The organism is Succinispira mobilis DSM 6222 (assembly GCF_000384135.1).
In the GTDB taxonomy this organism is placed as follows: Bacteria; Bacillota; Negativicutes; order Acidaminococcales; family Succinispiraceae; genus Succinispira; species Succinispira mobilis.
The window spans coordinates 1,366,940-1,390,849 of the sequence record NZ_KB913028.1 but is presented as its reverse complement, the minus strand read 5'-3'; the positions used below and the strand labels follow the sequence as shown (position 1 = coordinate 1,390,849).

Annotated in this window: 16 protein-coding genes and 1 riboswitch; of the genes, 10 read left to right on the top strand and 6 right to left on the bottom strand. The window is 33.5% G+C overall.

The features are described 5' to 3' along the window. The first annotated feature begins 17 nt into the window (after positions 1-17). From SUCMO_RS0106560 to gltS, 5 genes are all read left to right on the top strand, one after another. Complete coding sequence (locus SUCMO_RS0106560; protein WP_019879809.1) at positions 18-854, top strand: RMD1 family protein; 837 nt, start codon at positions 18-20, stop codon at positions 852-854. A gap of 171 nt (positions 855-1,025) precedes the next feature. Next, positions 1,026-2,753 (top strand): methyl-accepting chemotaxis protein, encoded by a 1,728-nt coding sequence (locus tag SUCMO_RS10475; RefSeq protein WP_019879808.1) that lies wholly within the window; start codon positions 1,026-1,028, stop codon positions 2,751-2,753. Positions 2,754-2,886: 133 nt separating this feature from the next. Then, complete coding sequence (locus tag SUCMO_RS0106550; protein ID WP_019879807.1) at positions 2,887-3,153, top strand: metal-sensing transcriptional repressor; 267 nt, start codon at positions 2,887-2,889, stop codon at positions 3,151-3,153. Positions 3,154-3,168: 15 nt separating this feature from the next. Continuing rightward, positions 3,169-5,385, top strand: coding sequence for a heavy metal translocating P-type ATPase (locus tag SUCMO_RS0106545; protein ID WP_019879806.1), 2,217 nt, complete (start codon positions 3,169-3,171; stop codon positions 5,383-5,385). A 392-nt stretch (positions 5,386-5,777) separates the two neighbouring features. After that, on the top strand, positions 5,778-6,998 hold the full coding sequence (gltS, locus tag SUCMO_RS0106540; RefSeq protein ID WP_019879805.1) for a sodium/glutamate symporter: 1,221 nt from the start codon (positions 5,778-5,780) through the stop codon (positions 6,996-6,998). A 356-nt stretch (positions 6,999-7,354) separates the two neighbouring features. On the opposite strand, the gene SUCMO_RS0106535 is transcribed toward gltS, so the two are convergent. Together SUCMO_RS0106535 and nspC are read right to left on the bottom strand one after the other, a co-directional pair. Beyond that, the gene (locus SUCMO_RS0106535) at positions 7,355-8,614 is read right to left on the bottom strand and encodes a saccharopine dehydrogenase family protein (protein WP_019879804.1); all 1,260 of its coding nucleotides are present in this window, start codon (positions 8,612-8,614) and stop codon (positions 7,355-7,357) included. A 29-nt stretch (positions 8,615-8,643) separates the two neighbouring features. After that, complete coding sequence (gene nspC, locus SUCMO_RS0106530; RefSeq protein ID WP_019879803.1) at positions 8,644-9,747, bottom strand: carboxynorspermidine decarboxylase; 1,104 nt, start codon at positions 9,745-9,747, stop codon at positions 8,644-8,646. Positions 9,748-10,077: 330 nt separating this feature from the next. Beyond that, positions 10,078-10,179, top strand: a riboswitch (SAM riboswitch). 82 nt (positions 10,180-10,261) lie between these two features. On the opposite strand from nspC, the gene SUCMO_RS0106525 reads away from it, so the two are divergent. From SUCMO_RS0106525 to murI, 3 genes are all read left to right on the top strand, one after another. Beyond that, positions 10,262-11,551 carry an O-acetylhomoserine aminocarboxypropyltransferase/cysteine synthase family protein gene (locus SUCMO_RS0106525; protein ID WP_019879801.1) on the top strand — a complete coding sequence of 430 codons (1,290 nt, stop codon included), beginning with the start codon at positions 10,262-10,264 and terminating at the stop codon, positions 11,549-11,551. 67 nt (positions 11,552-11,618) lie between these two features. After that, the gene (gene metA / locus SUCMO_RS0106520) at positions 11,619-12,569 is read left to right on the top strand and encodes a homoserine O-acetyltransferase MetA (RefSeq protein ID WP_019879800.1); all 951 of its coding nucleotides are present in this window, start codon (positions 11,619-11,621) and stop codon (positions 12,567-12,569) included. A gap of 80 nt (positions 12,570-12,649) precedes the next feature. Next, a complete protein-coding gene (gene murI, locus SUCMO_RS0106515) occupies positions 12,650-13,426 on the top strand; it encodes a glutamate racemase (RefSeq protein ID WP_019879799.1) in 777 nt (258 codons plus the stop codon). Between the two features lie 19 nt (positions 13,427-13,445). Here the strand turns inward: murI and SUCMO_RS0106510 are convergent, their stop codons facing one another. Both SUCMO_RS0106510 and SUCMO_RS0106505 read right to left on the bottom strand, forming a co-directional pair. Beyond that, entirely contained in the window at positions 13,446-14,303 is an 858-nt protein-coding gene (locus tag SUCMO_RS0106510) for a YitT family protein (protein ID WP_019879798.1), read from the bottom strand. Positions 14,304-14,316: 13 nt separating this feature from the next. Beyond that, on the bottom strand, positions 14,317-15,213 hold the full coding sequence (locus SUCMO_RS0106505; protein WP_019879797.1) for a DMT family transporter: 897 nt from the start codon (positions 15,211-15,213) through the stop codon (positions 14,317-14,319). 192 nt (positions 15,214-15,405) lie between these two features. Between SUCMO_RS0106505 and SUCMO_RS0106500 the strand changes: the two genes are divergently transcribed. Continuing rightward, positions 15,406-17,274 (top strand): sensor domain-containing diguanylate cyclase, encoded by a 1,869-nt coding sequence (locus SUCMO_RS0106500; protein WP_019879796.1) that lies wholly within the window; start codon positions 15,406-15,408, stop codon positions 17,272-17,274. A gap of 74 nt (positions 17,275-17,348) precedes the next feature. Here the strand turns inward: SUCMO_RS0106500 and SUCMO_RS10470 are convergent, their stop codons facing one another. Together SUCMO_RS10470 and ppsA are read right to left on the bottom strand one after the other, a co-directional pair. Beyond that, complete coding sequence (locus SUCMO_RS10470; protein ID WP_019879795.1) at positions 17,349-18,422, bottom strand: hypothetical protein; 1,074 nt, start codon at positions 18,420-18,422, stop codon at positions 17,349-17,351. A 328-nt stretch (positions 18,423-18,750) separates the two neighbouring features. Continuing rightward, positions 18,751-21,126: a phosphoenolpyruvate synthase gene (gene ppsA, locus SUCMO_RS0106490; RefSeq protein ID WP_019879794.1), complete on the bottom strand. Its 2,376-nt coding sequence runs from the start codon at positions 21,124-21,126 to the stop codon at positions 18,751-18,753. A 187-nt stretch (positions 21,127-21,313) separates the two neighbouring features. Between ppsA and polA the strand changes: the two genes are divergently transcribed. After that, the gene (gene polA / locus SUCMO_RS0106485) at positions 21,314-23,896 is read left to right on the top strand and encodes a DNA polymerase I (RefSeq protein ID WP_019879793.1); all 2,583 of its coding nucleotides are present in this window, start codon (positions 21,314-21,316) and stop codon (positions 23,894-23,896) included. Positions 23,897-23,910 lie beyond the last annotated feature (14 nt).

The following is a 23,910-nucleotide window of genomic DNA, read 5'->3' as shown; positions in this document are numbered from 1 at the left end:
TATAAGGGGGCAAAGAAATGCATACTGACTTTAAGGCCATTGTCTTAACTAATGAACTGAACTTAAGTAAAATAGCGCAACACTTTGGCGTAAAACTTAAATTTAAATGGGAAGATTTTCTATTGTTAAAAGGTGAGCAGTTAAAAGGAATAATAGAAACAGGGGAAAATAAACAGGTTTACTTGTTCCACTTTGGGAGCATGGTTTCAGTAAATTTGCAGCATCATGAAATTATGGATGTATTACGTTATTTAAAACGTTTAGATGTACAAATTAATGAAGAAAAAGCATTTGTTTATGAAGATGATTATAGTTTGGAAGTTTCTTTAGGCGAAGAACCGGCAATTAATAATGATATGATGATTGTACATGAACAAAAAAAATATCATACCGACCTAGTAGCTACAGTTATTGCAAAATCAGTTTCTTTGGATAAAAGTGAAGTAGAAGTGGATGTACTGCTAGATAAAATCGAGATAGTAGTTCACAGCTTAAGTCAGGGTAACTTGGGAGTATCGGATTCGGAACTGGCTAGAATGACTTCGGAAATTTTGACTTTTCGATTAGATGCTTTATCCTCATTGCGCTTACTAGATAATCCAGATATAACTTGGGACAACGAAGAAGCTAGTGCTTTATATCAAGAGCTTTTGGTGCTATTTGAGCTAAAAGAAAGATATGAAAATTTGAGGCATAAAACAGAGACCTTAATGGATATTACAGAAGCTTTTTCGGGATTAGCACATGCTAAAAGGGGAACACGTCTCGAATGGATAATTATTATTTTGATTGCGTTTGAAATTGTATTATCACTATACGAAATGTTTGTAAAGTCTTGGTTAATTGGGCACTAAAATAAGATTAAAAACAGTAGTTGAAAAGATAACTCTAAATTTCAACTGCTGTTTTTATTTTTAACAAATGTTGAAAATAAATCATGAAAATGTTAGAATTAATAGTAAGTTCTGAAAAATACAAAGATAATTATTTGAAGAGTTGAACTAAAAATAAGGGAGGGACTAACAGTGAAGGGGATTAATTTAAGTACGAAGCTAATTAGTATAATTGGGTTGATGGTAGCATCTATGTTAATACTAGGGAGTTTTCTATATTATACGGCTAATAATTCTCTCGAGCAGGCCAAAGAGATTCAGGTAGCAAATAATAATGCACTACTCGCAACGCAGATAGAAAATCAATTAACAGGTGCGGCATTAGATGTAAGACGCTATATAGGGGATAGAAATGATATTGCTAAAGCTGGGTTCGAGCAAAAAATGAAAGAAGCAATAACTACGGGGAATAAGCTGTTAGGCTCTGTAGATAATGAATTAAAGCCTGAAGTTAAAAAGTTAGTTGATGGCTTGGTTTTATATCAAGAGATATTAAATAATAAGTTTGCGCCAAATATTGCTGCGCAAGACAAAGCTGTTGATCCATTGGTAAAAGCCGATTTGAGTAAAAAATATGTGGAGATAATAGCTGAGTTAACAGCAGTAACTAGAAACAATCAACAAATCATTAAAGAAGTTGTTGGTAAAGAAAGTAAAATTGTAAATGAATTAATGAAAAAGGCTAATGATAGTGCAGCGACTGCAAAAAATATTGCAATTTATTTGACACTGATTTTAGGTGTTTTGAGTGCTGTTTTAGGGATTATTTTGGTTAAGGCTATTACTAAACCAGTTAGATTGTTAATCGATGAATTGAATGAGATTTCTTCAGGTGATGTTCGGATTAAGAACAATGAATTGGAAAACAATACAGATGAATTTGGGCATATTTATCAAGCGTTGCAAGATTCTAAAAAACAAATTGTTCATTTAATTAAAACAGTTCAAGAGCGTGCTGATGAGTTAACTACTGCTTCAGAACAGTTGCACGAAGGTGCAGAACAGTCGGCAACGTCTGCTACGGAAGTTGCAAATTCTATTTGCGAAGTTGCTTCTGGTATGGAACAACAAGTGATAGCAGTACAAAAAGCATTGCTTACTGTAGAAAAAATTTCTATAATTATTGGTGATATAACAAATGAAGTAGCGCAAACGGCTGATAGCTCCGATAATGCTGCAAAATATGCCAAAGATGGGATGAGTTTAATAGAGCAGGCAATTAAGCAGATGACACATATAGATGCATCTGTGGAGAAATCTTCAGGTTCGATAGCAAAATTGAGCGCTCATTCTAAGGAAATAGGCAATATAGTTAAAACGATATCTAATATAGCAGGACAAACTAATCTTTTAGCTTTAAATGCAGCGATAGAGGCTGCGAGAGCGGGAGAATCAGGGCGTGGTTTTGCTGTAGTAGCAGATGAAGTGAGAAAATTAGCAGAGCAATCACAAGCGGCAGCAAAAGAGATTGCTAATATGATTAGTGAGGTTCAGGAAGATACTGAAGCAGCCGTTTTAGCAATGAGCAGTGGAACAAAAGAAGTTAAATTGGGTACAGAAGTAATAAATCGTGCCGGGGAGTCTTTTGAAGGAATTGTAAATGTAATAAGTGAAGTATCAAATAAAGTTACTAAAATTGCTAGTGAAGTACATGGGATAAATAAAGGTAGTGAAGAGGTGGTAAGTGCGGTTACTAATATAGAAAATGTGAGCAGAAAAGTTGCGGGAGAATCGCAAACAGTTTCAGCAGCAACTCAAGAAACATCGGCTTCGGTTGAACAAATAGCTGGTTCTAGTCAAGGATTGACAAAAATGGCACAAGAACTCCAAGAGGCTGCTGCTAAATTTAGAATAAAATAATTTTTTAATATAAATACAGAGTAGGTGGGGACGAATTGTTTAAACAAAATCGCTACCTACTTTGTTTTTTATTGACAAAAAAGTGATATTACGATATTATACGAACAAGACACTACACGGGGGAGGGGTACAGATGAATTTAGAACAGAAAAAAGCTGTGCAATCATTAAAAACAGCAAGAGGACAAATAGATGGAATAATAAAAATGCTAGAAGAGGAACGATATTGTGTTGATATTTCTAATCAGATAATAGCCTCACAGGCTTTGCTTAAAAAAGCTAATTTGTTAGTATTAAAACAGCATATGCATCATTGTGTTAAAAACGCGTTTGAAAATGGTGCAGGTGAAGAAAAGATTGAAGAAATTATAAAAGTTTTAGGAAAAATAATAGATAAATAACTGGAGGTGATATTTATGCGAAAAAATCTTAGAATTGAAGGTATGAGTTGTGTCGTCTGTGCTAACTCGGTAGAAAAGGCAGTGAAAAATCTAAGCGGCATTAATAAAGCGGTGGTTAACTTATCCCGAAATAGGCTAAGTGTTGATTATGATGAAAATGCTGTGAATTTATCAACAATAATAACATCTATCGAACAGGCAGGCTTCAAAGCTTTTATAGATTTAAAAGAAACAAACAGTTTAGAACAAGAGCAAGAAATAAAGTCTATAAAAAGCAGATTGTTAATTTCACTGTTTTTTTTATTACCATTGTTATATATCGCTATGGGTTATATGTTTGGTGTGCCACTGACGAATTTTTTAAATCCTCATGCAAATGCAGTTAATTTTGCCCTAGCACAACTTGTATTGACTTTACCGATAGTGTTTTTGGGTAAAAAGTTTTATTCTACAGGTTTTAGAAGTTTATTTAAATTTCAGCCCAATATGGATACCTTGATAGCAGTTGGTACCGGAGCGGCTATTATTTATAGTTTTTTTTCGGTTTACAAAATTTATTTAGGTGAAAATAATTATGCGCATAATCTTTACTTTGAGTCAGCAGCAGTTATTTTAACTTTAATTACTTTGGGTAAATATTTGGAAATTTTGGCTAAAGGGGAAACTTCCGAAGCAATAAAAAAACTAATTGCTTTAGCACCTAAAACTGCGACAGTAATTCGGGATGAGCAAGAAGAAGTTATAGCGATAGAGGATGTTTTAGTCAATGATATAATTATTGTGAAACCAGGTGATAGAATTCCAACAGATGGAGAAATAATTTGGGGAAGTACTTTGGTCGATGAATCAATGTTAACTGGAGAAAGTTTACCAGTGAGCAAAAAAATTGGTGATAAAATAATTGGGGCGAGTATCAATAAAAATGGAGTTGTAAAAATGCGTGCAACTAAGGTTGGCGAGGATACAATTTTAGCACAAATAATAGCTTTAGTTGAAAACGCGCAGGCCACAAAGGCACCAATTGCTAAAATGGCAGATGTAGTTGCTAGTTATTTTGTGCCCATAGTAATGGGAATAGCAATTTTCACAGCTGTTTTTTGGTATTTAATGGGAGAAAATGAACTTCTGATTTTCAAAACATTTATTTCAGTACTTGTTATAGCTTGTCCTTGTGCCTTGGGTTTAGCAACCCCAACATCAATTATGGTTGGAACTGGTAAGGCCGCAGAATCAGGGATTCTTTTTAAAAATGGCTTGGCCTTGGAAAATACTCATGAATTAAATACTGTTGTTTTTGATAAAACAGGAACAATAACAGAAGGACAACCTAAAGTTACGGATTTCCTTGTTTTGCCAGAATTTGATGCAAGAGAAATATTATATATGGTCGCAGCAGCAGAAAAATGCTCAGAACATCCCTTGGCAGAGGCTATTGTAAATAAAGCAATAGCAGATTCTATTCAAATTCCCGATATAGATACTTTTAGATTGTTTGAAGGGCGAGGCATAGAGGTATATATAGAGGGGAAGAAAGTTCTGGTTGGTAATGCAAAGCTATTTAAAGAACAGCTAATAAATTTAATGCAGCTACAAGATGTTGCTGATAAACTTGCTGAAAATGGAAAAACTGTAATGTTTATTGCCCTAAATCAACAACTAGTTGGAATTATAGCTGTTGCAGATGCTATAAAAGATAGCAGTTTAGAAGCCGTTAAGTTATTAAAACAGATGAATATTGAAGTTGTAATGCTCACGGGCGATAATAAAAGGACCGCAGAAGTAATAGCAAAACAAGTAGGTATAGAAAAATTCTATGCAGAAGTTTTCCCGGAAGATAAGGCCAATGTTATTAAGCAATTACAAAGCGCTGGACGAAAAGTTGCAATGGTAGGAGATGGAATTAACGATGCGCCAGCACTTGCACAAGCAAATATTGGAATTGCAGTTGCTGCGGGAACTGATATTGCTATAGAAGCTGCAGATATTGTGCTAATGAAAAATGATTTGAGAGATATATCAAAAGCGTTGCGAATAAGTCATGCGACAATTAAAAATATCAAACAAAATTTATTTTGGGCATTTGCATATAATATAATCTGTATCCCTATTGCTATGGGGGTATTACATTTATATGGAGGTCCACTTTTAAATCCCATGATAGCAGGCGGGGCAATGAGTTTGAGTTCGGTATCTGTAGTAACAAATTCATTAAGAATAAAGAATTTTAAATAAAAAAATGAGGAACAAGTCCTACTTAATAAATAGGGCTTGTTTTTATTTTTTTATTTTAAAATAAAGAAAATTCTCATAAGAATTGGCGTAGTTGTGGCATAATAAAAATTTTTTTTGATAACAAGTTGTTATCAAAAAATAAAACGAACTAAATTGACAGAAAAAACAATATATATGACAGAGTGTGATAAAAATAATACAGTAATTACAGAAAAAGTTTAAAGCAGGAGTGTAAATGTCGCAATTTAGTTGAAGTATTGGAATTAGTTTGAAAATACGATATAATGTATACATAATAATATTTAAGAAGACGCGTCTTAGATTGTTGTTTATAAAAAAGAAAGGAATAATCCAAAGTTTTGCTAAAATTTTTAGGTGAGAGGTAAAAGGGGATGAACATTGAATTTTCCAAATTAGGGATCGTTTTAAATTTTGATATGATTGGGACATTAGCAATTGGTTTGTTATCGCTATATTTGGGGTATTATATCAAAGGAAAAGCTAAGTTTCTCGATAAATTCGGCATTCCAGCAGCAGTTATAGGCGGTATTGTTTTTGCTTTAGTTCATCTAGTGATGCGTGTTGGCAATATAGGTGCAGTAGAATTTAATACTACTTTATTAAATCCATTTATGATTGTCTTTTTTGCAACGATTGGACTGGGTTCTTCGGTTGAAGGGTTAAAAAAAGGGGGGAAATTATTATTTTTCTTTTGGTTATTAGCATCTTTCATGACAATAATGCAGACGACTATTGGTGTAAGTATTGCTAAAGCTACAGGTATCAATCCTTTGTTTGGCGTTTTAGCGGGTTCGGTATCTATGACTGGTGGACATGGTACGGCTGGAGCGTTTGGGCAGACAGTAGAGGCGTTAGGTGTTAGTTCTGGCTTATCAGTAGCACTAGCTTCGGCTACTTTCGGATTGGTATCTGGAGGACTTATTGGTGCACCTTTAGGTTTTAGATTAATAAAAAAATACGGACTTAAACCAGAAGAACTAATCAATCGGGAAGAAATTGCGATTGAAGAAAATTCAAATAAAAGAATCAGTGCGGAATCTATTTTAAAGCATGTAGCAGTTTTAGGTGTTATAATGACTTTAGGTATTACTTTAAGTACTTTTGTTAGTAAAAAATATGGAATTGCCTTACCTCCTTATGTTGGCGCTATGTTTGTGGCGATAATTTATAATAATTTAAATGAGCGCTTAAATGTAATTGAGATGGATAGAAATTTAATTGAAATAATAGGGGAAGTATCGCTGAATGTATTTTTATCAATGGCATTAATTTCTTTGAAACTATGGGAGCTAGCTAGTCTAGCAGTACCGATATTTTTAATTTTGATTGGGCAAGTAACTTTTATGTGGTTATACACAAGGTATATAGTTTTTAGAGTTATGGGAAAAAATTATGATGCAGCGGTTATGGTTTCAGGTATGTGTGGTTTTGGGTTAGGCGCGACAACTAATGCGATGATAAATATGGGTGAAGTTAGTAACAAATATGGCTATACGGCAAATCCATATTTGATAGTGCCGCTGACAGGAGCTTTTTTAATAGATATGGTTCAAATTCCTGTTATAGTTACGGCAATAAATTTATTTTCATAAATAAGAGATAGTATTTTTTAGGATACCCCCAAAGTTAGGCAGTATATTTACTGAATAAACTTTGGGGGTGATTATATTTTAAACATGATAGCAAAAAATATAATAATTATTTAAGTAACTGATAGTACAAATAGCTAAGCGTGGATTAGATCGAACATAAATTTAAAAATAGGACAATTGGCGTGGAGTACTAAATAGTGAATATATCTTTTTTGTTCAATTAAGGATTTCGAATAAAGTTGAAATGTTCAACAATTGATATATCAAAAAAGCGAAAAGAGCTTGTAATCTGCTATTAACAGAAAACAAGCTCTTTTAGTCGCTTAAAATTCTTTATCTAGTTTTTTGTTTGTAATTTAGACATTTTCCAAATGTTCAATTTGGGGAGAGACGAAAACGGGAGGATTTTCAATAATTTCCGTTGGTAAACCCATCGTATTTAAAAGTTCAATAAATGGTGAAGGATCTAATTCTTCGACGTTAACCATTGTTTTAGAATCCCAGATTCCCTGTGCAATTAAAATAGCGGCAGCAACAGGCGGAACTCCAGCAGTATAGCTTATAGCTTGTGCTTCAACTTCTTGATAGCAAACAGCATGGTCGCAATTATTATAAATTAAAATTGATTTACCAACACCAGCTTTTGTGCCTTTTATATAATTTGCGATACACGTTTTTCCAGTATAGCCAGGTGCTAATGATGCTGGGTCTGGTAACAGCGCTTTTAAAAATTTAAGCGGCGCTATTTCTATTCCGGGGGCAACTTTTACTGGAATCTCTGAAGTTAAGCCAATATTTTTTAAAACATTGAATACATTTAGGTAATGATCACCAAACCCCATCCAAAAGCGGATAGAATTGGCATCAATGTTTTTAGATAAAGAATGTAATTCGTCATGTCCGGTTAGATAAACTGGGCACTCGCCTACTACAGGGAAATTATAGTCAACTCGTATTGAGTGAACTTTTTGTTGTACCCATTTTCTATCTACCCAAGTCCAAACTTTTTTAAATTCTCGCAAATTTATTTCAGGGTCAAAATTCGTAGCAAAGTATTTGCCGTGACTACCTGCATTTACATCGAGAATATCGATAGTATCGATAGTATCAAAATGTTCTTTAGCGGCTAAAGAACACCAAGCATTAACTACTCCTGGATCAAAGCCGATGCCTAAGATGGCAGTAATTCCGTTTTCATCGCAACGTTGTTTGCGTTTCCACTCATAATTTGCATACCAAGGTGGATTTTCACAAACCTTATTTGGGTCTTCATGGATAGCTGTATCCATGTAAGCAACACCTGCTTGAATACATGCCTCTAAAACAGACATATTAACGTAGGATTGACCCACATTAATAACTATTTGAGAGTTTGTATCCTCGATTAGTTTTACTAAGGCAGGAACATCAAGAGCATCCACAGTGCGTGAATATAACCTCTTAGTAGTATCTTTCATATTTTTTTTGTGATGAATACTTTCGATTATTTTGTCACATTTTTCTTGAGTGCGTGAAGCTACGCAAATATCACCCAAAACATCGTTGTGCATTGCACATTTGTGAGCTACCACATGTCCAACTGCACCCGCACCAATAATCAAAACATTCTTTTTCAATTAAGAACTCCCCCTTTAATATTTTTATTTTAGGATAAACTATATTTAAAATCCTCATAGGTGAATTGTCGAATTAACTGTAATTCTCCGTTGAGTTTTTTAATAACTATAGATGGCATTTGTAGTCCATTAAACCAATTCTTTTTGACCATTGTGTATCCGGCAGCATCTTGGAAACGAACCTCATCACCTATCTTTAACTTGTCAGGAAATTTGTATGTTCCAAAAACATCCCCAGCTAAGCAAGAGCGGCCAGCGACCATATATTTAAATGATGCATCAGGTTGTTCTAGGACCTTAGCGTCTAGGCGATAAATTAGTAAATCGAGCATATGTCCTTCTATACAAGCATCAACTATAGCTATATCAATTTCATTGTGGACGATATCAACGACACTAGTAACTAATTCACCGGCATTAGTGATTGAACTTTCCCCAGGTTCTAGATAAATTTGAATATTGTACTTTTCAGAAAAAGCTTTCAGTTTATTGCAAAAAGCTTCAATAGGATAGCCGGCTTTAGTGAAATAAATGCCTCCACCTAAACTTATCCAATTAAGTTTAAATAAAAATTCGCCATAAGTCTCGCCTAAATAATCGAGTTGCTCAGAAAAAGAGTTGAAATCAGCATTTTCGCAGTTGTAATGAAACATAAGACCATCAATTTTAGATAATTGCTTGGCTATTAAATTTTTATCTAAAATACCTAAGCGAGAAAATTTGCGTGTTGGATTAGCTAAATCAAAGCCAGAATTACTAATACCAGGATTGACACGTAAGCCGATTTTTTTGTCAGCTACAAGTTCATAATAAGTTTCTAACTGAGAAATAGAATTGAAAATTACTTTATCAGCAAATTTACGTATTTCTAATAGATCTTCTTTAGAATAACCAACACAATAAGCATGGGTTTCGCCACCAAACTCTTCATGCCCAAGTTTGGCTTCATATAAAGAACTTGAAGTGGTACCAGCCATATAGGGGCGCATCAGGTTAAATACGCTCCAAGTTGAAAAACATTTCAATGCTAGTACACATTTAGCTCCTGATAGTTTATTAATTTTATCAATAACTAGCATATTAGCTAGGAGCTTGTTTTCATCTAAAAGATAATAAGGCGTTTGTAGTTTCATTATTGCGCGGCTCCTCTATACATAAAAAATCACCACGAACAAAAATTTGCGTGATGATATTATTGTACAGATTAATTTATATTTCGTCAATAAATCTTTTTAAATTGGATGTTTTTTATTTTAAAATGCCGATTTAATGAATTAGGTTCGCATTTCTTAGAAATGCTGTAGTTTTCAACGAAATTTAAATTTAAATATAAGAAAACACAAAAGGTTTACTGGAAGGAAACAAAAGTATTACTAATGATGAGTAGACGCAACTTAAAATAAAATAGTTGACAAAAATATCTCGGCAATGTAATATATAGAAAATAACAGAAGAATATAGAACTCTTATCGAGAGTGGTAGAGGGACTGGCCCGATGAAACCCGGCAACCATCGCAATGCGAAAGGTGCTAAATCCAGCAGGATAATTTCCTGGAAGATGAGAGGAAAGCGGAATAAAAGCTCTTTCCTCGCGGGAAGAGCTTTTTAATTTCTTTTTGTTACTAAAATATTTGGGGGGATTTTATTATGAGTTTATTAGAAAATGCTGGAATAGAAACTTTGGCTATTCATGCCGGACAAATTCCAGACCCTACAACTGGGGCTAGAGCTGTACCAATATATCAAACAACTGCTTATAATTTTCAAGATACGCAACATGCTGCTGATTTATTTAGTTTAAAAGCAAATGGCTACATCTATACACGGATTAGCAATCCGACTACTGATGTGTTAGAGAAAAGAATTGCAACATTAGAAGGCGGAATAGGAGCAATTGCATTTGCTTCTGGACAGGCAGCAATTATTGGTGCAATTTTAAATATTCTTGAGTCGGGAGATGAAATTGTTAGCTCTGCTAGTTTATACGGTGGTACCTACAATTTATTTGCTTATAATTTACCGCGGTTAGGAATAAAAGTTAAATTTGTTGATGCTAGTGAATTAGAAAACTTTGCTGCGGCGATAACAGAAAGAACCAAGTTAGTTTATGCTGAAGCATTAGGTAATCCTAGTGGAGATGTTTTAGATATAGAAGGTGTGGCTAAACTAGCACACAAAAACGGGATACCACTTATGGTAGATGCTACTTTTGTGACACCGTACTTATTAAAGCCCATAGATTTTGGTGCCGATATTGTAATTCATTCCGCCACAAAATTTTTAGGTGGACATGGGGTAGCTATGGGTGGTGTAGTAGTTGATGCAGGAAAATTCGATTGGAATTCCAATAAATTTCCACTTTTAAGTCAGCCCGATCCAAGTTATCAAGGTATAAATTACGCAGTTGACATTGGTGCAGCTGCATTTATAACTCGTTTGCGAGTTCAGATTTTGCGTGATTTTGGCGCAACAATTAGTCCTTTTAATGCTTTTTTAATTCTTTTAGGAATAGAAACTTTACCCTTAAGAATGCAAAAACATGTGAAAAACGCCTTAGAAATAGCTCAATATCTGCAAAAAAATTCAGCCGTTAGTTGGGTGAACTACTCTAGCTTACCTAATAGTGAGCAAAAAACTAAAGCAGATAAGTATTTGCCCAAAGGAGCGGGCTCGATTTTTACTTTTGGGATAAAAGGTGGTTTGGAAGCTGGGCGCAAATTTATTAATAGTTTAAAGTTGATTTCCTTATTAGCAAATGTTGGTGATGCAAAAACTTTAGTGATTCATCCAGCCAGTACAACTCATTCTCAACTTACGCCAGAACAGTTAAAAAGCTCTGGTGTACAAGAAGATTTAATTCGTCTTTCAGTAGGAATTGAAGATGTGGCTGATATAATTGCTGATTTAGAGCAAGCATTAGAAAAATCTCAAGCTTAATAGCTAACAATGAAAAAAAATTAGACTAGTTACTAATAGTGCAAATTATTATGCAAGGAGTGTAATTATGCCAATTAAAATACCAGACAATTTACCGGCAACTGCGATACTAGAACAGGAAAATATTTTTGTTATTAAAGAAAGCCGGGCTTATGAACAAGATATTCGACCTTTGAAAATTTTATTATTGAATTTAATGCCTAATAAAATTGTAACAGAAACCCAGTTGTTAAGATTATTGAGTAATACTCCGATTCAAGTAGAAGTGGATTTTTTATATACCTCAAGCTATACACCTACAAATACTGGAGCAGATCATTTGATAAAATTTTATGAAAAATTTGAGTCTATAAAAGACCGAAAATATGATGGAATGATTATCACGGGAGCGCCAGTAGAAAAAATGGAATTTGAAGAAGTTGATTATTGGGCGGAGCTTTGTGAAATAATGGAGTGGAGCAAAAGTAATGTATATTCTACATTACATATTTGTTGGGGGGCACAAGCTGGGTTATACTATCACTACAATATTCCGAAACAGTATTTAGATAAAAAACAATTTGGTGTTTATCCACATGAAATAGTTGAGAGTGTGCCTAATAAATTATTTACAGGATTTGATGATGTTTTTTATGTGCCACACTCGCGTCATACAGAAAATAGGTTAAGTGATATTGAACAAGCACCAGAACTACATGTTTTAGCTAAATCTGATATAGCTGGACCATTTGCTTTATCAGATAAGGCGGGGCGAAGAATATTCTTAACTGGTCATGCTGAATACGACCCTAATAGTTTAAAAGATGAGTATGATCGAGATGTTAATTTAGGGATGGACATTCATATTCCAGATAATTACTACAAAGATAATGATCCGGAACAAAAACCAGTAGTTTTATGGCGAAGTACAGCAAATTTACTTTTTTTCAACTGGCTAAATTATTATGTTTATCAGGAAACACCTTACAATTTAGAAGTTCTAGCTAAAGATACAAAAGGAACTAGTTCTAAGCAATAAAATAATTTCCTTTAGGCTAAAATACTGTTATAATATAGAACGTTGTAGCAATTTTAGTAATTTATGAAGGTGAATAATTTATGAATATCCAACAGTTACCGATTGGCTTTATGGATTCAGGGGTAGGCGGAATAAGTGTTTTACGTGAAGCCGTAAAATTATTACCAAATGAAAAATTTATCTATTATGGTGATTCCCAAAATGCTCCCTATGGAATAAAAACTGATGTGCAAATCCGCAAATTGACCTTCAATGCTGTAGAAGTATTACGTCAAAAGCCAGTTAAAGCAATTGTTATTGCTTGTAATACAGCGACAAGTGTAGCGATTAATGATTTAAGAATTAGATATCAGGATATGCCGATAATTGGAATTGAACCAGCTGTAAAACCAGCAATAAAAATAAGCCATAATCAAAAAATATTGATTATGGCAACGCCGATGACTTTAAAACGTGAAAAATTTTTTAATTTGGTTGAACGGTATGCGGATGCTGATCAGGTTCTACCTTTAGCTTGTCCAGGCTTGGTAGAACTAATAGAGCAAGGTCAAATAAATGGTGCAAAAGTTCAAAAATTTTTAAACGATTTATTGAAACCATATTTGCAAGAGAAAATTTCCGTGGTTGTTTTAGGCTGTACACACTATCCATTTATAAAAAAAGCTTTGCAAGAAATTTTGCCACAAACTACAGCAGTAATCGATGGAAGTTTAGGTACAGTTAACCAGCTAAGAAATCAGTTGCAGGAGAAAAATTTGCTAAATAATAGTGAAAGCCAAGGAACCGTGGAAATTATTAACTCTAAAGCTGATGAACGATTAATTATGTTAAGTAAAAAATTATTAGCGATGCAATAAAAAAATAGACACAAAGTGTCTATTTTTTTATTGGCAGAGAAAAGCCTTTGCCGATAACATCGGTAACATCAGTTATAATCATAAAAGCATGAGGGTCTGTTTGAGTAACGATAGCTTTTACTAAGGAAACTTGGCGTAATTTTACTACAACAAAAATGACTTTTCGGTTTTGTTTAGTATAAGCGCCTTCGCCAAAAAGATAAGTAACACCTCGCCCGAGCTCTTTGGTTATGCCCATAGCAATATTATCAGGTTCAGCTGAGATAATCATGATACTTTTTTTGTAGTCGAATCCTTCCGTGAATTTATTGGCAACTACAGAAGTAATAAACATGCTAATTAAAGTGTACATTGCTGGTTTTAATCCAAATAGACTAGCAGCAATTAACATTAGCATGCAATTGAAACCAAAACCGACAGTAGCGACATTCAAACCATAGTATTTATTTACTATACCTCCTAAAATATCTGTCCCACCAGAGTGAGCATTGACACGATAAAGCATTGATGCACCAATACCACTAAATAAACCGCCATAAATACAAGATAAGAAAATATCATCCATAACTTGTGCATTTTTTAAAAATGAGGTAGCGTCTAGGGCTAAGGAGAAAACAATCATCCCGAAAATACCACTTAGACAGTAATTAGTATCAATATAGCGATAAGCTAGGTAGAACAAAGGAATATTAAGTAAAATACTAGTAACACCTAAAGGAAAGGTAGTTAAAAAATAAATAATCATAGCTAAACCACTTACACCACCACTGAGTAAATTATGAGGAATAAAAAAGGTGTTGATGCTCGCTGACATAATAATGCAACCAATAGCAACCCAAATATAAGTACTTAATTGTTTTCTTAAATATTCACGCATAGAAAAAACTCCTTTATTTATTTTTATTAACCAAATAAACGCCGCACAATATACAAGCTCCACCTATCATAGTAGTAATCGCTAAACTTTCTGATAAAAAAAAGGCGCCAGTGATGGTTGAAATTAAAGGGTTAAGATACATAAAGACAGAGGTTTTAACTGCCCCGATTGTATTAATAGCTTTATACCAAATAAAATAACTATAAACAGATGAGAAAATTCCTAAATAAACTAAAATCCCTAAAAGTGAAAAATTGGGTGGCTGAAAAAAATTAAAAACTAGAGGTTGAAAAGCATTAAATACTAACATTAAAGGTAGGAGTAAAATTGTACCCCAGATGAAAATATAAGCCATACAGACAAATGGATGATAATGTGTCATTATTTGCCGACCTCGCAGTGAAAAATAGGCCCAGGCTATTGAATTAATAAGCAAGAGGATGTCACCCCAAAACATATAGGGTAGTTCAAGGGAAGTTTTGGAACTTGTTAAAATAATTAAACCTACTCCAGAAAAAGCTAAAAGAATACCACTGAAAATTTTTTTGGGGAAAATTTTTTCTGCATATAAAATAAAAAGCGAGCAAATAATCGGACTTGTGGCCATTATTAATGCAGAATGAATAGTTGTTGTTAAATTGACTCCTAAGGTTTGGATAGGATAATAGGTAGTTATGCCAATAATGCTTAAAATGAAAAAATCCTTGTAATGCGCAGGTGCGATTTTAATATTGATGGATTTTCTCAAAAAACATAAAAAAATAGCAAAAATACAAGCTGAAACGAATAATCTGGAAAAGACAAATTCAACTTGCCCGCTTAGCGAAAGGCCTATTTTTACTAAGGCAAAAGATGTTCCCCAAAAAAAAGAAACAGAAAATAATGCAAGATACAGTAATTTATTATTCATGTATTAACCTCTGAATTGAAATTTATGATTTGAAAATTCTTTTGTTATTATTAATTAAGGATACAATATAAGTATACTAAATATAATTAGGAAAACAAGCTTTAAGTAATTGCTTTTTTATGCAACTATGATAAAATTATCTTGCTAAGATTCGTCAAAAAACAAGTGTATATAAATGGGAGGCAATAAAAAATGAAAGTTTCTATAAAAACAATCTGCCCACTTCTTTTGTTTATTTTTATAGCTTATAAATATGAATTTGAACTTATTGACAAAGCGTATAAAGATGGATTTTTATTGATGTTGGTAATTGTTTTATTGATTTTTATTGTCGGCCTTAAGCATAGAAAGCTTGAAAAAATTAAAAAAACAAATAATATATTGAGCAATATCGTTGAAAATATTCAAGGTTCTGTAGTTGAAGGAATTTATGATCAAAATCTTATGATTAGATATGCTAATGATGCATTTTTTAAAAATATCGGTTGGACTAAGGCGGAATTTGCAGAACGATTTAATAATGCATTTTTACAATTAGTACCGCAAGAGGAACAAAAAGAATTTTTGCAGCAGATTGAAGAAAAACTAACTTTTGATTGTACAATTGAATTAGAATATAATTTGCTACGCAAGGATGGTAAAATCATTCATATTTTAGATCAATCGATTTTTATTAAAGATGAATCTGGAAAGATAACTTTTTACTCTACTCTAACAGATGTATCAAATAATCAGTCGGCAATTAATTCCTTGGTTTCCTTGGTTTCGCGAAATTTAGAGTTAGAAAATATTACTGATAACATGGATATTGGTTTTGCTAAAGTTGCTTTAGAACCGCAAATAAAATTGCAGTACCTTAATAAAAAAGCAGTTAATTATTTAGGATACTCTAGAGAAGAGTTTAAAGAAAAAGATATGTTTTCTTTGTTGGGTATTATCGAAACTGTGAAAATTTTAAGAAAGATATGGCTACTTAAGTTTAATAATGAAGCAGTAAAATTTGAAACAAAAGCAAAACACAGAAATGGTAATGATGTTTACTTTTCTGTTCGAATAAATAAAATTTTAGATGCTTTTGGAAATAATATTGCAGTCGTGGTGTTTCAAGATATTACGGAGGAAAAGAAAACTAGAGAGAATTTAATATTAAGTGAACGACGTTTTCAAATTGCGATTGACAACTCGGAAGCTATTATATTTGACTATTTGCCAAAAGAACAGCGGTTAATAAATTCAGAGGTAGCAATTAAGATGTATGGAATTGATAAGGTTATGGAAAATTTCCCGCAATCGTGGCTGGAGAAAAAGATTGTAGCACCTGAAAGCGAAGCCTGCTTTATGAATGCCTTCCAAGAAATAGCCAGCGGAGAATCGAAGATTAATTTTATTATTAAAACCTTTGATAAAAAGGGCGGAGTGAAATGGCAAGAAGTTACTATTGTTAACGTTTTTACCGATGGTAGTAGTGAAATAAGGCAAGCTGTAGGCATAATGCATGATATTACTGAAGTTAAAGAGCAGGAACTACAATTACAACATTTGGCCCAAATAGATCAACTTACAAGTATATATAATAAAATATCAACTAAACGCTTGATTGAAAATGAATTTACATATAGTAATTATAATATTAGGCATGCTTTATTTTTGATAGATTTAGATAATTTCAAAGAGGTAAATGATAAATTCGGACATGCTTGTGGCGACAAGGTATTGGTAGAGTTAAGTGGAGAAATAAAGCGGGCTTTTAGAGAGGTTGATATTGTTGGCCGAGTAGGTGGGGATGAATTTATGGTTTTATTGAAAAATTTTTCTGATAAAAAAATTATTAGTGATAAAATGGCTGAACTAGCTACTTTGTTAGATCAAAAAGTAACTTTTGAAGGTAGAACTACAAGAGTTACAGCAAGCATAGGTGTAGCTATTTATCCGGATGATGGTACAAGTTTTGATGAGCTTTATAAAAAAGCTGATTGGGCTATGTATGCTGTTAAAGGTTCAGGCAAGCAGGGATGTGAGTTTTATCAAGACAGTTTAGAACCGAAAATTGTTCTAAGATAAAAAACGGTTCGCTCAAAGTATAGGAGACTCCATTAAACGTAGAGTCTTAATTATACAAAAGCGAACTGTTTTATTTATTTTTCAGGATAAAAGAAAAAACGAACAGGTAAGTTACCGGCACCAGGTGGTGAAAAAATTATCTTGCCTGAATTATTGTTTTTGTAACTAGCTAAAGGTATTGTTTCATACCAAGTTTTACCAAACTCAAAGCCTACTTGTGGGATAGCAACATCAGTAATACTAGCATTGTTTTCCAAGACTACATGTCCAGAAAGCGAACCGCCGTAAGAATTTAAACGAATAGCGAAGGGAATTTCAGCTATTTCAGAACGATAGTTTAAATTGTAGATAACGCCATAATTACCATAGTTGATAGCAGGTTTGTTAATAGTTGGGTCAAAACCACGTGCAAAAGCATCTTGTTTGTTATCGGCTAAAATGACAGCTATTACACCATCTTTTTTAGGATTGTATGGTTTTTCTAAGGTTACTTGTCGGTCAGCCAAAGGAAAGGTTCCGCGCAGAAATTGGTCATCGGGTGGCAGTATTTTGGCAATGTCGGCATAAATACTAGCTTGATCATAAAGTGGCAGACAAATTACTTTAACTGTAACCGGACCATCTGTCTGTAATTCATACATACCGTGAACTAATTCTTGAGATTGAAAAACTATACCATTTTGATTATGGCTCAATAGCTCATATTTTTGTAAGGGATTTAATGTAAGAGAAAGTTCTTGATGTTTAGAAAAATATTTTTCCTGAACTTCTTTACCAGCGGCTAGATAGTCTAGATTGGGCTTAGACAAAGCTTGTTTCTTGATTTTAAGCGTTAATTTAGCAAGTTTAGGATTTTCTAAAATAATTGCGATTCTTTTAGGTGTAGGCGTATCATTTACATGGTGAAAAAACAACCTTACAGCTCCACTTGCAGTATCTTGATACATAATGCCAGTGCTAGGAACCATTTCAGGACTATCAGAGAATATAAGAGTTGGGCCAGTTGCAACAGTTTTTACTTTGGCATAGGTAAAAGCTGGCAATTGCGTGTTCCAATCATAACTAGTTGTCTTAATGGCCGCTTGGACGACATTAGAGTAAAATAAAAATGAAAAGCAAAATAAAAAAAATTTTAAATATTTAAGCAAAATAAATTCCTCCATTTGAGATAAAAGTAGAAAACTAAAAAACCATCCCAAACTCTAGATGAGTTAAGATGGTTTGTAAATTAAGTTTTCAAATAAAAAACAATGCTTTGTAAAGTATACAAGTTTTCAAGCTGATTTGTCAAGAAAATCAAATGAATTTTGCTTAACTATTAGCTGCTGCGCGCTTATTTGCCATTAAATTGTTTTGAACTAGAAAAAGCCGTTATTGAGTATATTAAAACAAAATATAATTAGAGAAATATAGCGCGAAAAGGTGGAGCAAAATTATTTTGCTCCACCTTGAAATATTTTAATTAAGTTTTTTAATTTACCAAGTATAGTCTTCGCTGTCTACTCTGCCCCGTTTTGTTAAACATTCAAGCATAATGCGTTGCTCTACTTGAGCAATCATTTTGCGCGTGTATTTAACTGTGTCTGGGTTTACAGACATTGAATCAATACCACTGCGAACTAAGAATTCAGCAAATTCAGGGTAAACGCTAGGTGCTTGCCCACAAATAGAAACTGTTTTGCCACCTTTGTGTGCGACATCAATTAAATGACGAATAGCACGTTTTACAGCAAGATTTCGCTCATCATAAATATGAGAAACCGTATCATTATCACGATCGCAACCAAGAACTAGCATAGTTAAATCGTTAGAACCGATAGAGTAACCATCAACATATTCGTTAAACTGATCAGCTAAAATTATATTAGCGGGGATTTCAGCCATTAACCAAACTTTAAAATCGGCACTGCGTTGCAAACCTTGTTCAGCCATTAGTGCAGTAACTTTTTTGATTTCGTCAATGTTGCGACAGAAAGGAATCATAACATAGAGATTTTTATAACCATATTCTTCCCGCACTTTTTTTATAGCTGCTAATTCTAACTTGAAAGCTTCAATATATTTAGGATCATAATAGCGAGAAGCACCACGCCAGCCTAATAGAGCACTTGGCTCATGTGGCTCATATTTATCGCCACCTTTTAAATCACGATATTCACTAGATTTAAAATCGCTAAACCGCAAAACTACTGGGCGAGGTGACATAGCTTGACAAACTTTTTGGATGCCATCAGCTAGAGATTCTACAACTTTATCAGCACGACCAGTTTCAATCATATACAAAGGATGTTCGTGAATATAGGTTGTCCAAATAAATTCTTCGCGCATTAAGCCAATTCCGTCACAAGGTAATTGACAATATTTTTCGGCAAGGTCAGGATCGCCTAAATTCATATAGATTTTAGTTCCAGTAACCGGGAATGTTTCTGCAACTTGCATTGTTTGGGTAGGTGTTTCTTTTTTAGTTTCTTCTAGAACTCCTTCATAAACAATACCGTGAGTTGCATCAACAGTAATCATCATGCCATCTTTAATTTTAACAGTACAAGCTTCGCCACGGCTTTTAGTGCCAACAATACAAGGAATGCCTAGTTCGCGACTAACGATAGACGCATGACAAGTCATACCACCAGAGTCAGTAACAATAGCTTTGGCTTTTTTCATAGCTGGAACCCAATCAGGGGCAGTCATTTCTGTAACTAAAATTTCCCCATCTTGAAATTCATTAATTCGATTTGGATCTAAAATAACTCGAGCCCGACCAGCAACTTTACCAGGACTAGCAGGCAAACCTTTAACAACAACAACTTTTTTTTCAGTAGTTTGCTTATTAGGAGCAGTACCTAATAATTCCGCTTTTTCCTTTTCCGTTCTTCTTGACCAAACTGTTTCAGGGCGAGCTTGCAAAATCCAAATTTTATTGGTACGCTCGTCTACACCCCACTCAATATCCATATAGCAACCATAATGAGCTTCTATTGTTTTAGCGTGAGCGGCTAATTCTTTAACTTGTTCTTCGGTTAAAACTTGAGCACGAGCTTTATCTTGAGGTACACGTTGTTCTTCACACCCACCACCTGGTTTTCTGACCAACATTAAAGGTTTATCGCTTACGAAAATATTTTTGATTTCAAGATTATCTTTACTTACTAAATAACTATCAGGAGTAACAGTACCTTGAACAACATATTCCCCTAAACCCCAACCAGCTTCAATAAAAATATCTTTATCATTACCAGTTGCGATATCTACAGTAAACATAACACCAGCTGATTTAGAGAAAACCATCATTTGAATTACAGCACTTAAAGCAACATCTAAATGGGGAAAGCCTTTTTTAGTGCGGTAATAAACTGCACGATCGGTAAAAGTAGAAGCATAACATTCTTTCACACGTTCAATTACTTCTTGGGCACCTAAAACATTTAAATAAGTGTCTTGTTGACCAGCAAAGCTTGCGTCTGGTAAATCTTCGGCAGTAGCACTAGAACGAACAGCAACAAAAGGCTGTGGTTCCCCAACTTTAACAGCTAATTCTTCATAAGCTTTACCAATTTCAGCCGCTAAATCTGCTGGCATCTCGGCTTGCATAATGCTGTTACGAATTTCAGCACAAACTTCTTTTAATTGAACAGTATCTTCTACATCTGTTAGTTTGGCAGTTAAATTTTCAATAGTTTTTTCTACACCACTAGCCTTTAAAAAATATCTGTAAGCTTCAGCGGTAGTTGCAAAACCATAAGGTACAGGAACACTAGTCTTAGACGTCATTTCTCCGAGAGAAGCGGATTTACCACCAACTAATTCTACATCTTCTTTTTTAATTTGATTAAACCATAATAAATATGCCATAACAACACCCCTTAAATTATTTTGCTTTTATTAGTGTATACTATATCATAATAGTATAGCTTAATCAAGCTTTTTAAAAAGAAATAATTAAGGGCTATTAAAGAATAAAAAGAAGCACAATTTTATTATTTGGCTTAATAATGGTATAATAACCTATTAAATAGTTTAAACACTTAGGAGAAAAAATATGAAAAAATCATTACTAATTATAGATGGTAGTAGTTTGATGTATCGAGCTTTTTTTGCCTTGCCACCACTTACTAATAAAAATGGTTTAAATACTGGCGCTGTTTATGGTTTTTCAACTATGCTGGTTAAATTACTGCAAACTAATAGCTTTGACTATTTATGTGTAGCATTTGACAAAGGTCGAATTACTTTTCGAAATAGCATTTTTGAGGATTATAAAGGAACGCGAAAAACTACACCACCAGAGCTATCTGAGCAATTTCCTGTAATTAGACAATTGCTTAGTTGTTTAGGCATAACTACTTTAGAAATTGAAAACTATGAAGCTGATGATATTATTGGGACTTTAGCTGTAGCTGCAGAACAAAAAAATATAGAGACGACAATTTTAACGGGTGATAGGGATGCCCTGCAATTAATAACAGCAAATACTAAAGTTTTAATGACTAAAAAAGGCATTAGTGAAATGAAATGCTATGATTTATTAACATTTCAAGAAGAGTATCAACAATTGCCACCCAGTGCTTTAATTGAAATTAAAGCCTTAATGGGTGATACCTCGGATAATATTCCTGGTATTGCTGGAATTGGTGAAAAAACGGCCTTAAAACTAATAGCAGAATTTAAAAATATAGAGACACTTCTTAATAATATTGACAAAGTAGCCGGGGTTAAATTAAAAGAGAAATTACGTGAACAAGCCCACTTAGCTATAGTATCTAAAACTTTAGCAACAATTAACACTGAAGTACCACTTGAATACGATTTTTCGGAATTTGTTTTAAATCCTAATATTGAGGAATTGGACAAGCTGTTAGAATTTTTAGCTTTTAGAAATATTAAAGAGAAATTTTTAACCGCCCTAAAAATTGTCCCGCAAGAGCAACCGCCAGAAAAAATAATTGAGGCAAATTGCACTTTATGTCAAGTTGATAACAGTGAATTGACTGAAAAATTAGCCGATTTAGATCCCGATACAGTTGTAGTTTTTGAATATCTTTATCAAGGTGAATTTCCGCGGTATAGCTTTCAACAGCTTAATGTCTATTTTAATAATATTGAATATCAAGTTACTCAAGACCTTGTAGCGGCAACGAATAACTTAATTAGTTATCCTGGAATTAAAGTGTGTTTAGATTTAAAAAGTTTTGTTCAAGCTTGCCTAAACAATAAAATAGAAGTGGCAACTAAGAATTTTTATGATCTAGCAATTATGGCATATCTAGTAGATGCTACCGGGGCAAATTATAATATAGAAACTTTGTTAAAAGAATATTTACCTGAGAGCACAGATTGTAAATTAGTTAACTTATACAAAACTTATTTAGTTTTGCAAGAAAAAATAGTTAGCAATCAACTGGAAAAATTATTAGTTGAGATGGAACTACCATTAACTTTTGTTTTAGCAGAAATGGAATACAATGGAATAAATATAGATCAAGAAAAACTAGAAAATATGACAAAAGAGTTGGCGGTAGAACTCAAAATTTTAGAACATCGAATTATAGGTTTAGCCGGTGAAGAATTTAACTTAAATTCACCGAAACAACTAGGTAAAATACTATTTGACAAGCTACAATTACCAGTAATTAAAAAAACTAAAACTGGTTATTCTACAGATGTTGAAGTTTTAGAAAAACTGGTTAATTTTCACGATATTGTGCCTAATATTTTAGAATATCGCACTTTGTCAAAATTATTTTCAACTTATTTAGAAGGCTTAGCTAATATTATAAATCCCGAAACTCATAAAATACATACGCATTTTCAGCAAACAGTAACTAGTACGGGTAGATTATCTAGTACGCAACCTAATTTACAAAATATTCCCGTACGGACTCCATTGGGCAAAAAAATTCGTGAATTTTTTGTACCATCGCCAGGCTATGACTATATTTTATCTCTAGATTATTCACAAATTGAACTGAGAATTTTAGCACACATGTCAAAAGATGAAATCTTAATAGATGCTTTTAAACACAATCAAGATATTCATACGCGGACAGCAGCCGAAGTTTTTAATTTACCTTTAAATGAAGTTCCAGCACATATGCGTTCTCGGGCTAAAGCCGTGAATTTTGGGATTGTATATGGAATAAGTGATTATGGTTTATCACAAGATTTAAATATTTCGCGCAAAGAAGCAGCAGATTATATTGAAAAATATTTTAATCGATATCAAGGGGTAAAAGATTTTATTGAACGGACAATTTTAGAAGCAAAAATGGCAGGTTATGTACAAACCTTATATAATCGACAACGCTTTTTACCGGATATAAACAGTAGTAATTTTAATCGTCGTTCTTTTGCGGAACGAACTGCTATGAATACCCCTATTCAAGGCACAGCAGCAGATATTATCAAAATTGCAATGATTAAAGTAGCAGAAATTTTAAAAGTACATAATTTTAAAAGCCGTCTACTGTTACAGGTACACGATGAATTATTACTTGAAGTTGTAGAAAGTGAATTATTAGAAGTTACGCAATTAGTTAAAGATGCAATGCAAAATGCAGCTAGCTTGGTAGTTCCCTTAACAGTTGATAGTGCATATGGGGCTAATTGGTCTGCTAGCAAGTAAAGTATAAAGGAGTA